Origin of the sequence: Vibrio rumoiensis, assembly GCF_002218045.2 — a bacterium.
GTDB lineage: Bacteria > Pseudomonadota > Gammaproteobacteria > Enterobacterales > Vibrionaceae > Vibrio > Vibrio rumoiensis.
The window spans coordinates 630,712-642,817 of sequence record NZ_AP018686.1 but is presented as its reverse complement, the minus strand read 5'-3'; the positions used below and the strand labels follow the sequence as shown (position 1 = coordinate 642,817).

General features: G+C 40.4%; 12 protein-coding genes and 1 pseudogene. 7 read left to right on the top strand and 6 right to left on the bottom strand.

All coding sequences use genetic code 11. The features are described from left to right. From fdh3B to VRUMOI_RS15335, 5 genes and pseudogenes are all read left to right on the top strand, one after another. The gene (fdh3B, locus tag VRUMOI_RS15355; RefSeq protein WP_089140306.1) at positions 1–654 is read left to right on the top strand and encodes a formate dehydrogenase FDH3 subunit beta; all 654 of its coding nucleotides are present in this window, start codon (positions 1–3) and stop codon (positions 652–654) included. A 136-nt stretch (positions 655–790) separates the two neighbouring features. Further along, positions 791–1,690, top strand: a pseudogene (locus VRUMOI_RS15350) (formate dehydrogenase subunit gamma); the annotation flags it as partial. A gap of 244 nt (positions 1,691–1,934) precedes the next feature. Then, positions 1,935–2,942 carry a glycine betaine ABC transporter substrate-binding protein gene (locus VRUMOI_RS15345; RefSeq protein WP_089140305.1) on the top strand — a complete coding sequence of 336 codons (1,008 nt, stop codon included), beginning with the start codon at positions 1,935–1,937 and terminating at the stop codon, positions 2,940–2,942. Positions 2,943–3,017: 75 nt separating this feature from the next. Further along, positions 3,018–3,911, top strand: coding sequence for an ABC transporter permease (locus VRUMOI_RS15340; protein WP_089140304.1), 894 nt, complete (start codon positions 3,018–3,020; stop codon positions 3,909–3,911). Continuing rightward, on the top strand, positions 3,911–5,107 hold the full coding sequence (locus VRUMOI_RS15335) for a quaternary amine ABC transporter ATP-binding protein (RefSeq protein WP_089140303.1): 1,197 nt from the start codon (positions 3,911–3,913) through the stop codon (positions 5,105–5,107). The genes VRUMOI_RS15340 and VRUMOI_RS15335 overlap by 1 nt, the downstream gene beginning before the upstream one ends. Before the next feature lie 86 nt (positions 5,108–5,193). On the opposite strand, the gene hxpB is transcribed toward VRUMOI_RS15335, so the two are convergent. Further along, positions 5,194–5,847, bottom strand: coding sequence for a hexitol phosphatase HxpB (hxpB, locus tag VRUMOI_RS15330; protein ID WP_089140302.1), 654 nt, complete (start codon positions 5,845–5,847; stop codon positions 5,194–5,196). A gap of 209 nt (positions 5,848–6,056) precedes the next feature. Here hxpB and VRUMOI_RS15325 point away from each other — a divergent pair, with 209 nt between their 5' ends. Beyond that, on the top strand, positions 6,057–6,956 hold the full coding sequence (locus VRUMOI_RS15325; RefSeq protein WP_089140301.1) for a DNA ligase: 900 nt from the start codon (positions 6,057–6,059) through the stop codon (positions 6,954–6,956). Between the two features lie 2 nt (positions 6,957–6,958). Here the strand turns inward: VRUMOI_RS15325 and VRUMOI_RS15320 are convergent, their stop codons facing one another. From VRUMOI_RS15320 to VRUMOI_RS15305, 4 genes are all read right to left on the bottom strand, one after another. Beyond that, positions 6,959–8,332, bottom strand: a complete 1,374-nt coding sequence (locus VRUMOI_RS15320; protein WP_089140300.1) for an MATE family efflux transporter — start codon at positions 8,330–8,332, stop codon at positions 6,959–6,961. 150 nt (positions 8,333–8,482) lie between these two features. Then, positions 8,483–8,680 (bottom strand): CPXCG motif-containing cysteine-rich protein, encoded by a 198-nt coding sequence (locus VRUMOI_RS15315; protein WP_089140299.1) that lies wholly within the window; start codon positions 8,678–8,680, stop codon positions 8,483–8,485. 349 nt (positions 8,681–9,029) lie between these two features. Next, the gene (locus VRUMOI_RS15310; RefSeq protein WP_089140298.1) at positions 9,030–9,902 is read right to left on the bottom strand and encodes a fructosamine kinase family protein; all 873 of its coding nucleotides are present in this window, start codon (positions 9,900–9,902) and stop codon (positions 9,030–9,032) included. 126 nt (positions 9,903–10,028) lie between these two features. Continuing rightward, entirely contained in the window at positions 10,029–10,499 is a 471-nt protein-coding gene (locus VRUMOI_RS15305; protein ID WP_089140297.1) for an NlpC/P60 family protein, read from the bottom strand. A 237-nt stretch (positions 10,500–10,736) separates the two neighbouring features. Here VRUMOI_RS15305 and nagK point away from each other — a divergent pair, with 237 nt between their 5' ends. Further along, complete coding sequence (gene nagK, locus VRUMOI_RS15300) at positions 10,737–11,660, top strand: N-acetylglucosamine kinase (RefSeq protein WP_089140296.1); 924 nt, start codon at positions 10,737–10,739, stop codon at positions 11,658–11,660. An 80-nt stretch (positions 11,661–11,740) separates the two neighbouring features. Here nagK and VRUMOI_RS15295 read toward each other — a convergent pair whose 3' ends face one another. Beyond that, positions 11,741–12,013, bottom strand: a complete 273-nt coding sequence (locus tag VRUMOI_RS15295; protein ID WP_089140295.1) for a DUF2960 family protein — start codon at positions 12,011–12,013, stop codon at positions 11,741–11,743. Positions 12,014–12,106: the final 93 nt, after the last annotated feature.

Here is a 12,106-nt window from a genome sequence, read left to right as displayed (position 1 = left end):
ATGTCTACAACAGATAAAAAATCAAAAATGAAGTTTTTATGTGACTCGGAACGCTGCATTGAATGTAATGGTTGTGTCACAGCTTGTAAAAACGAAAACGATGATGCCCTTGAGTGGGGAATCCAACGTCGCCGCGTCGTCACCATTAATGATGGTGAAGTGGGTGAAGCATCAATTTCAGTGGCATGTATGCACTGTGATGACGCGCCGTGTATGGCGGTATGTCCTGCGGATTGCTTCCACCGTACCGAAGACAACATTGTTTTACACAATAAAGACTTGTGTATTGGTTGTGGCTACTGTTTATTTGCATGCCCATTTGGTGCCCCTCAATTTATTCAACATGGCGCGTTTGCTGAACGTGGCAAAATGGATAAATGCACTTTCTGTGCCGGAGGCCCTGAAACGGAGCCGGGCTCTCAAGAAGAGCGCGAAAAATATGGCGCTAACCGTATCGCGGAAGGCAAGCTACCGATGTGTGCTTCATTGTGCTCAACCAAAGCATTAATGGCCGGGCCTGCAGATAAAATTGCGCAAATCATGGCAAAACGCGTACATGACCGAGGTGGTAAGGATGACCGTAGCAATGTTACGGGTGTCACTTATGATGAATCATTGGCTTATGATGCCTCTCAATCAAACAGTCACAAATAAGGGGGCAGATATGTTCATGAAATCATTCAAAACGTTTGCTGTCTCTTTGATGACAGTAATGATGTTGTGCTTGAGCTTTACCACTTTAGCCAACGATGACACCAACAAACAAACGGGTGTTGCGCCTGCCACGACCGCTGAAAAAGAAATGACTCGTTTAGCCGGCGAAACGTTTTATCAGAAAGTGCAAGATGGACAAGAAGGTTACACAACTTCTCAATCGATGGAGCATGGTGTCTTGGTGAGTAAACCAAGTGAGACTTGGTACCGTTTGAAAGAGAAATGGATGTCACCATTAGGCGCAATTGCGGTTCTGGGTAGTTTAGCAATGGTGGCTTTAGCCTACGTGATTGTTGGGCCATTAAAGCTTAGCCAACCGAGAACCGGTCGTAAGATCAAGCGTTGGACTCGTTTTGATCGCGCTTTGCATTGGTCAATGGCGTTCACTTTTTTAAGTCTGGCTTTTTCTGGAATGACATTGGTATGGGGAAAACACTTCCTCAAACCGATCATTTCTACGGCCGCTTGGGGAGATATCATTTATTTTGCTAAGCAATACCATAACTATATCGGCCCGATTTTCTTCATCTTATTGATGGCAGTCTTAATTAAATGGTGGCGTAAAAGTACCTTTAAGAAAATTGACCTTGATTGGTGTTTAAAATTAGGTGGTATGGTTGGTAAACATAAAGGAAAGCATCCTTCAGCCGAGTTTTCTAATGCAGGTGAGAAAATTATTTTCTGGATGTTGATCTTTATGGGCATTATTGCCGCCATTAGTGGTTTTATTTTAGATTTTCCAATTTTTGGCCAAGGCCGTCGTGATATGGATATTTCTAACTTAGCCCACATGATCTCTGCCTTGATCCTTATTTGTGGCTTTATTTTCCATATCTATATTGGTTTATTCGGTATGGAAGGTGCCTTAGAAGGGATGGTGAAAGGCGAAGTAGATGAAACTTGGGCCAAAGAACACCATGATTTATGGTATGAAGAAATGAAAGCTCAAGGTAAAGTGGAAGACCCCAAAGTCTAACCATTTCATACGTTAACGAACAAAGCAGCTAGTTTTTAGCTGCTTTTTTATTGCTTATTTTTTAATACATCCAAGTAACGTCAAGGTGCAAGTTTCAGCAAGAATAAAAAAGCTACAAACAGGAAAATTGACGTTACTTGGATATAAATGGGCAAAACCTTGTTCTATATCTACTATTTATACTTAGAAGAATAATTTTCGAAACGATTACAGTAGGATAAATAAAAAACATAAGGAAATGTATATGCAGAAAAAATATTTCGCACTTTCTTCGCTTTTGCTGGCATCCAGCTTTCCAATCGCAAGTATGGCCTCAGAATGTGGCACGGTTTCGATTGCCGATATGAACTGGAGTTCAGCCACTTTAATGGCGAATGTTGATAAGTTTATTTTAGAAAATGCTTACGGCTGTGAAGTTGACCTTATCCCCGGAGATACCGTTCCAACCACAACCTCAATGGTTGAAAAAGGTGAGCCGGATATAGCGCCAGAGCTATGGAGTAACTCAGCCAAAGCGTTATTAGAAAACGGGGTTAAAGAAAAACGTCTTCGCTTTGCGGTACAAAGTTTATCGGATGGTGGTGAGGAAGGATATTGGGTTCCACAGTACATGGTGGATAAAGATCCAAGTTTGGCGACGATAGAAGGTATCAAGGCGAACGCTAAGCTATTTACTCACCCAGAAGATGACAGTAAATCGGCATTCTATACCTGTCCAGCCGGTTGGACTTGCCAAATATCCGCTGGGCATATTTTTGATGCGCTTCATTTAAAAGAATCAGGTTTTGAGCAAGTCGACCCTGGTTCTGGTGCAGCTTTAGCGGCCACCATTGCGAAAGCATACGACAGACAGCAACCTTGGTTTGGCTACTACTGGGCTCCTACAGCCGTCCTAGGTAAATATCCTATGGTGAAAGTGGAATTTGGCCATGGAACAGATGTAAAACATTACCAAGAATGCATTACTCAAGTCGAATGTAAGAACCCTAAACCTATCATGTGGCCACCATCGAAAGTCGATACGGTTGTAACAGAATCTTTTGCAACTCGTTCACCTGAGGCAATGAAATATTTAACTCACCGCTCTTATACCAATAAACAAATGAACCAAATGTTAGCGTGGATGGAAGATAATCAGGCTGATGGTGACATGGCCATGGAAGAGTTCATGTTAAAACACAAAGAAATTTGGTCTCAGTGGTTAGATGAGAAATCGCAAGCCGCCGTGCAAGCTGCAGTAGATAAGCTGTAATTTGGTCTAGCGGGTACTTCATATTCAAATATTGGGTACCCGTTTGTTGTAATGATCATAAAGAATGGAAATGACATGTCTGTACCTCAATGGTTAACCCAGTTCCCTGAACTTGACCGAGATAGCCTACTATGGCTAAGAAGAACCTTAGATGGCGCGTATCGCGATTTTTCCCGTCAATATGGCGAAGCCATTGAATCTTTTTTTGATCCGCTATTATCTTTTTTAGTGCATTTTGAAAAGTTATTACTTGCCACGCCTTGGTGGTTAATCATCGCCATTTTAGCGGCACTTTCTTATGGGGCGAGTCGTTCTTGGAAATTATCCCTGTGTGTGGTGGTCGCATTCTTTTTTATCGGCTATTTAGGCATGTGGGAAGATACCATGCGCACTATGAGTATTATTTTAGTGTCAACGTTTGTGGCAATAATACTCGGAGTGCCAACAGGGGTTGCGATGGCCAGCTCTAATCGGATTCAAAAAATAGTCACACCATTGCTTGATGTGATGCAAACCATGCCAGCCTTTGTTTATCTCATCCCAATCGTAATGCTACTTGGAATAGGGAAAGTTCCGGGATTAATTGCGGTTGTCGTGTATGCGATTCCTCCGGTGATCCGCTTAACCAATTTAGGTATACGTTTAGTTGATAAAGAAGTACTCGAAGCCTCAACGGCCTTTGGAGCCAATCGAATACAGCGATTGTTTGGCGTACAAATCCCTTTGGCCATGCCTAATATTATGGCCGGCATTAACCAAACGATAATGATGGCATTGGCGATGGTGGTAATTGCTTCAATGATAGGCGTGAAAGGGCTAGGTCAGCCGGTATTAAAATCCATCACAAACCAGTATTTTACCTTGGGCTTATTAAATGGGCTGGCAATTGTCGCATTGGCGATTATTTTTGATCGAGTCACTCAAAGTTATGCCAAGCGAACCCAACAACATTTAGGAGGCAAATCATAATGTCTAGTGCCTCTACTTACATTAAAATTTCAGGCCTTTATAAGGTTTTTGGCAGCAATTCAAGTGACGGCGTCACAAAGTTAAAGGCAGGGATTTCAAAAGATGAATTAATGAGTCAATATCAGCTCAGTGTTGGCTTGAGTGACATCAGTTTAGATATTGAGAAAGGCGAAACCTTTGTGGTGATGGGGCTGTCAGGTTCCGGGAAGTCGACCTTAATTCGCCATTTCAATCGTTTAATAGAACCTACAGAAGGTACGATTGAAATCGATGGCATTGATATCTGCTCGTTAGATAAAAAACAAATCCAAGATTTACGCCGTCATAAAATGTCGATGGTTTTTCAACGGTTTGGCTTACTTCCTCATAGAACTGTTATTCAAAACGTTGCTTATGGACTAAAAATTCAAGGGGTTAATAAACTTGATTGGCAAAGCAAAGCGCAGCACTGGATTGATATTGTCGGCTTAACGGGGTATGAAAATCAATATCCTAATCAGTTATCTGGGGGACAACAGCAACGTGTCGGTCTTGCGCGTGCATTATGTACTGATCCTGATATTTTATTAATGGATGAAGCGTTTTCAGCCTTAGATCCGCTTATTCGTAGTGAAATGCAGCAACAATTAAAAGACTTGCAGCAAAAACTTCATAAGACCATTATTTTCATTACCCATGATCTCGATGAAGCTTTGCGTTTAGGTGATAGAGTTGCCATTTTAAAAGATGGGCAGTTAATTCAACAAGGTAAGCCCGTTGATATTTTACTGAATCCTGCCACTGATTATGTTGCCTCGTTTGTTAAAGACATTAATCGAGGTCGAGCATTAACCGTGAAACACGCTTATACCGCACAAAACGCCATACAAGCGACATCAAGTATCCGTGATGCGATATCTCACATGCAACAAACGATATCAACAGAAAGCGCAGTAGTAGATGGTGAACACCAATACATCGGCTTGATTCGTCTGGTTGAACTACAAGCGATGATGCCATCGACTCCAGAGCGCTATGTTCGTGATGTGATGAGCCCTCAATCGAATCAGCCAATGCTTAGTATCGATCAGACTTTAGAGTCAGTGATGCCTGAGGTGCTGGATAGTAACCAACCATTACCCGTACAGAATATGGATGGAAAATATGCTGGGATGCTAGATAAGAAACTCTTGGCGACGTTATTAGGCGGGCGATAAATAGTAGAAACAATTACAAATTGAACAAAGTTGAGTGAATGCCTCGTTACGGCTTACAAATAGAAGCTCGTAACGAGGTTGTATCCTTATAGGGCTTGTAACAGCTCAGATGTGACAGCTTCAAGCGAGGCTAATTTATAATCGGCAATCACAAAACGAGCCTGTTCAGATTGGCTAGCCTCTGGTATCACGATCATTTTCATTTGCGCAGATTTAGCGGCTAACAGTCCGGTAAATGAATCTTCTAAAGCGACACAGTCTAATGGTGATACTTCTAATGCCGCCGCTGCGTTCAAATACACTTCAGGATGTGGTTTTCCATAAGGCAGTCCTTCCGCGGATAAGACCGCTTCAAATACGCCATCTAATTCTAAAGCATCGAGCGTCGCTTGAATTAACACCATAGGTGAAGAAGACGCTAACGCAACTTTTAATCCGGCTTGTTGGCATGTTTCAAGCGCGTGGAATAGCCCCGGCATCATCGGTTTATGTTCTTTTACCAATTCAATCACACGATTCAAAATCATGTCACAAACTTCCTCACAAGTATGCGTTTCCCATGGCTGCTGACGATAGTATTGCTCAACAATTTGGTCAATACGAATACCGGTCGTATCAATGGTATCTTGTAGGCTGATCTTAACGCCTACAGTCGGAAATACTTCTAATTGAGCTTGTTGCCAATAAGGTTCCGAATCGATCATTAGGCCGTCCATATCAAACACAGCAGCTTTAATCATGTTGAATTCTCTTCTTTTATTTAATGTGTTTGAAGAGTCTAACATGACGTTATTACCGTGCAAATAAGGTTCCCTTCAATGTCCTCATGTAATTGATGTGTTTATCAAACAATTTAAATATAAGTAGGGTCGCAGTTTAGACTTGCCAGATCATTGTGACGTTTCTGATGTATTAAGTTATGTTTTTTACTAATGAACAGAGCGTAATAATGGCGAAACAATCTCAATATTCTTTTATTGTTTATTCTTTCATTACAGGTGCAGCGATATTGTCTTCACCGAATACATCTGCCACAAAGGTGAAAAATGAAGAAGAGCAAAGTTCTGAACAAGTTGTACTTGCAAATGTCTATCATGATGAAGTAAATCTTGAGGACTATTGGTACAGTGAAAAATACGATGGTATTCGAGCCTTGTGGACCGGGAAGTATTTTCAAACTCGACAAGGGCAGCGTATTTATGCGCCTGATTGGTTTACTGCTCAATTTCCTAAACAAGCATTAGATGGCGAACTTTGGGCTGGGCGAGGTCAATTTAATCATGTTCAAAAAACGGTATTAGATTCCGTTCCCAATGACCAAGATTGGGAGAATATTTTATTCATGGCCTTTGATATGCCGGATCAACCAGGTGAATATGTTCAACGTTATCACGCTCTGAGGCGTTGTATAAATGAAACCTTTGCGATTCATTTACGCCTAGTTGAACACCTACCTTTACAATCTGAAGTCGAATTAGATCGTTTGCTTGATAATATTGAAAGGTTGAGCGGAGAAGGCGTTATGCTACGGAATAAGCACAGTGCTTATAATACAGGCCGCAGTGATGATTTGCTAAAAGTGAAAACTTATCAAGATGATGAAGCAGTTGTTATTGGTTATAAGCCAGGAAAAGGCAAATACGATGGATTAACAGGGTCACTTTTAGTGAAGTGGAAAGAGGGTAAGACATTTTATATTGGCTCGGGATTATCCAATAAAGAACGGAAAATCCCGCCGCCAATCGGTTCTATAATAACCTTTAGATACAATGGGCTAACGCATAATGGGTTACCTAGGTTTGTTCGCTTTAGCCACTTGCGTGAAGAAATCAAACCCAAGTTACCCTAATTTTAACGCGTTGAAAAATCAAGTTGTACGCTATCGTCTTGCTTATGCAGCCAAAGTAAGCGAAGAGAAAGCAAGATTGCGGCCATGGTTAGCCCAACAATAATTCCAACCCAGAAACCAGTCACTCCCATTGGTTCTGACGTAATCAAGTCAGTCATGCCTAATACGTATCCGATAGGCATGCCAATTCCCCAATAAGAAATTAAGGTTCGGCTGAAAATTGAACTCGTATCCTTGTAACCGCGTAAAGCTCCTGCAGCCACCACTTGCACGGCATCACTGCATTGATAAATAGCAGCCATGATTAAAAGGTGCAATGCAATAACGGTTACTTCTGGGTTTTCTGTATAGAGTTCAATAATTTGGTGTCGGAATACAATCGTCAATAGTGCTGTTATGAGTGCCGTACTAAATCCAAACAATAGCCCAACATGAGTCGATATTTTGGCACCTTCAACGCTTTTTTCTCCAAGCTGATGACCGACACGAATACTAACGGCGGCACCAATACTCATTGGTAGCATAAAAATCAAGGTTGAAAAGTTAATCGCCACTTGATGCGCAGCGACCACAATAGGGCCTAATGGTGCAATCAATAAGGCAATAACCGCAAACAAGGTGACTTCAAAAAATAAAGACGCGGCAATAGGAAACCCTAAGCGAAATAAACGCTTCAATGAATGCATGTTAGGTTTATGATATTCACTAAAAATATGGATATTTTTGAATCGCTGTGCGATTAACACATAAGTGAGCATAAGCAAAAACATTACCCAATAAACAATTGCCGTTGCTACGCCACAACCTACCGCGCCTAAAGCTGGCATGCCAAACTTGCCGTACACAAAAATCCAGTTCAACGGAATATTAATCGCTAAGCCTAGAAATCCTAAAATCATGGCTGGTTTTGTTAGAGATAAGCCATCGGATAAACTGCGTAATGTCTGAAAAAGTAAAAAAGCGGGCACAGCAAAAATCATCGCAAACATATAGCCATTGGTTTTTTGTGCCATAACAGGCTCAATATGCATGATGTCTAGAATATGTTTTGTTTGCGATAATACGAGAATAATTGGAATCGCGACTAAAAAAGACAGGTAGAAGCCTTGCTGAATTTCATGTGCAATTCGAACTTGTCGACCGGAACCATTCAATTGGGCAACAACAGGAACAAGAGCTAACAGCAACCCAATACCAAATAAAATAGAAGGGAGCCAAATACTCGAAGCCACCGCTACCGCAGCCATATCAGTAGCACTCACGCCACCCGCCATGACGGTATCAATAAAGCCCATGCCGGTTTGAGCAACCGAAGCTAATAGCACGGGAGTTGCTAACTTAACAAGGATTGAGCCTTCTTTACGATAACGATGCATATTAACTCCTAACTGCGTGAAAAGGCGGAAAAGAATTATATCTGGTTGTATACAATTAGCGATAAAAATTTAACAAAATAGACATAAAAAAAGCCCCTAAAATTGAGTTCAATTGTTGGGGCTTATAATTCAGTTTTAAATAAGGGAGAGTTAAAAAATGGAATGATCTTCGACATCAACCCTTAGTTGCACCTTGCTATTATTAACCGTTAGTTCCAAATGAATGGCATGGTTGCAAGATGGACAATCATCATAAAACTCTTGGTTGCCTCTCGATGAATCAACCGTCATGCCAATCTGATGTCCGCAATGTGGGCACGGTACTCTTTTCTCAGTGTATTTTATCATTGCTTTCCTCACTACTACGTCCTTGTGTCAAGCTGAATGAACAACAAAATAAGCAGATAAATTAGTTATCTTTGCCTAGTCATAATAAATACTAACTCGGTAAGTTAGTTCATGATTGAAAATAAGCAAAAAGGTTGAAACACTGCAAAATAATGAACAAAAAGTGTTATGTTTATCTAGTTATCCGTCGTTAATTGTTACTTTCCTAAACAAAAAATTCGATAGAATTAAATCGTACTTCCGTTAATTGTAATTCTAGTTCATGGTTCTCATTTCTTTACGATGGATATCACAGTTATAAGATTTGTTAATTAAAGGACTGAATTAACAATAGAAAAATGAAGGCTATCTAACGTCCGCCATCTTGTAATAGCTGTATTTTTGCGACGCATTGGGTCAAATACTCTCCTCCATATTGGTTGCAGCGACATAGTAAGTAGTAAAGCTGATAAATATCTCTTCGCTTGTCGTACCCACTATCTAGAAGGCGGATACTTTCATAACCAGAAAAGAAATCCGGCCCTAAATCACTAAACTCCTCGATGATCGCTAAATCACATTCAGGATCCCCCCAGTAGCTTGAAGGGTCGTAGCAAATAGCACCATGAACGGAAAGAGCATAATTATTACGGCTTAAGTTACCATGTAGTAGTGAGGGGGATGGGTTATGAGTACCAATTTTTTGCTTAACTAAAGATATGATTTGTTCGATATCCCCAAATTCTATTCCCTTTTCTTTTAATAACTGCAATTGCCATCCAATGCGGCATTCCGAAAAAAACACTCCCCACTTTTTATGCCAGGCATTAGGTTGTAGATTCAAACCAACATAAGTATCGGCATCATAACCATACTCTTTTTGTTCTCCCCATAAATGAAGGCGGGCAAGTTGCTGTCCAAAGTGGTATTGATCATTGGCCGCGGTTAACGGTTTTGTTGGAAGGTAATTTAGGATTAAAAAGGCTTTATCTTTGATGATGCCACAAGTCACAGGCTGAGGAACCGATAGGGTACCGGTATGCAAGAGGTTAGAAAGATTATCAATCTCAGATTCGAATTTTTGCAGATATTCTCGATCGTTAATTTTAACAAAATAGCGTTGTTGGCCATCTGAAATCATATAGCATTGATTGCAATCACCACCTTTTAAGGGTTCCCGTTCTTGAATGACAAACTCAAACGCAAGTATTTGTGATAGCTGTTGTGCAATACCATGCCACATAATTGCCTCCAGAATCTGAAAGTTATCAGTCTATGACATTAGCTTAGTTGAAGAATTGAATTAGAGAGCCAAACCGCAAAAATAACTTTTATTTTTTATGGATATTAGCAAGTAAACGAAATTAGTCTATTTTGGCAATATACGTCTAAATTGCCAAAATTTACTCGCCCAATAAGGGTTATCGAGACGAGAAATAATGACGCCTTTTGAGGTTGAAGCATGCATGAATTGTTTGTCACCGAGGTACATCCCCACATGCCGCTGGTTCCAACCTGTTTTAAAGAAAACTAAATCACCAAAAGCCGCTTGTTCTTCGGGAATATAACGACCTTGCTGGCTTTGTAACTCTGTAGAGCGGGGAAGGTGCAATTGATAAATGCTCGACATAGCAACTTGCATAAAAGCAGAGCAGTCGATGCCTTGTTTAGAACTACCGCCAAACTGATAAGGCACGCCAGACCATGATTGATATAAGTGGTCCAATTCAGTTTTCTCTGCAGGGGTAGATGGTAAAGGGGGCGTTGTAGGTTGATTGGAGGCGCAACCGACTAATAATAAAAGAAAACTAAGAAGAGGTATGGTCAGTACGTTATTCATTTTTACCTAAATTCGACGTTCAAGATGTGTGATATAGAAGGCAATATCTAAGCTTCCCTAAATATAAGTGATTAGTATAGAGGAAAACAGCGGGTAAAATGACAGAAAAATGTTTGAAAATTGTTCATTCAAACCTTGCTGATGCTTAACTTGATCGACTATCACAGTTTGTGCAGTAACTTTATGGATAATAAAAATAATTTTTATATTTTCGATTTTAATTTATGGAGAGAATTAATGTATTACGGTTTTGATGTCGGTGGCACAAAAATTGAATTTGGTGCATTTAACGACAAATTAGAAAGGGTAGCCTCAGAAAGAGTGCCAACACCAGGTGAAGACTATCAAGCCTTACTTACCGTGCTTGCAGGGTTAGTCACCAAATACGATGAACAATTTGGGGTGAAAGGGCTTGTTGGGATCGGTATTCCTGGTATGGAGAGCGTAGAAGACAGCTCTTTAATGACATCAAATGTTCCTGCGGCAAAAGGCCAGTTCTTACGTAAAGATCTCGAAGCCTTAATCGAACGTCCACTTAAAATTGCTAATGATGCTAACTGTTTTGCTTTATCAGAAGCATGGGATGAAGAGCACCAAGGGAAAGAAAGTGTACTTGGCCTTATTCTCGGCACCGGTTTTGGCGGTGGTATTGTGGTGAATGGCCACGTTGTATCCGGAGGTAGCCATGTGGCAGGTGAAATTGGCCACACACGTATGCCACTTGATGCTTGGTTTTATCTTAATGATAGTGCTCAAAATAAAGACGCACCTTTGTTTAGCTGTGGTTGTGATAAGAAGGGTTGCATTGATAATTATCTTTCTGGACGAGGCTTTGAACAGCTTTATGCTCATTACTATGATGAAAAAGTTAAAGCGGTTGATATCATAGAACAATACAAGAAAAATGATGACAAGGCTGTCGAGCATGTGAATCGATTTATGGATCTTCTTGCGATTTGCTTGGGCAATATTTTTACCGCTTTTGACCCTGATGTCGTCGTTTTAGGCGGTGGCTTATCTAACTTTGAGGCTATTTATAATGAAATGCCGAAACGTATTCAGCCTCATTTACTACCGGTAGGAAAAGTACCTAAGATTTTGAAAGCTAAGCATGGCGATTCCGGCGGAGTACGCGGCGCAGCATTTTTGAATATTCAATAATCACATTGCGTTAAAGTGAAGAAAGGCTCAATGGTCATTCATTGAGCCTTTCTCTTATCGGTCTTGTATTTAATACCGGACTAAATATTTTTCTTCTTTTGTCCAATGCCGATATTTTCTTTTGGCATTAACGTGATCTTACCAAACCCTAACTTTTTAAAATGAGCATCACGATAATTACGAACTGTTTTAGTATCCGATACGGCTTCGATCGATTGCTCCATTTTTAAATATTCACAGATATCGATGCCTTCATGCGCGGCGACTGCTTCATGAATACTGTGAAAATCACGATAACTAAACGCTAATGTTTTTTCTTCACTCTTGTATGTGTATAAAATTGTACGAGACATAAAACTAAAACCTTAAATGCAAAAAGCAGTAACCAAGATTACTGCTTAAACTGAATTATCAGAGATTATATACCAATATAAGACGTCAAATGG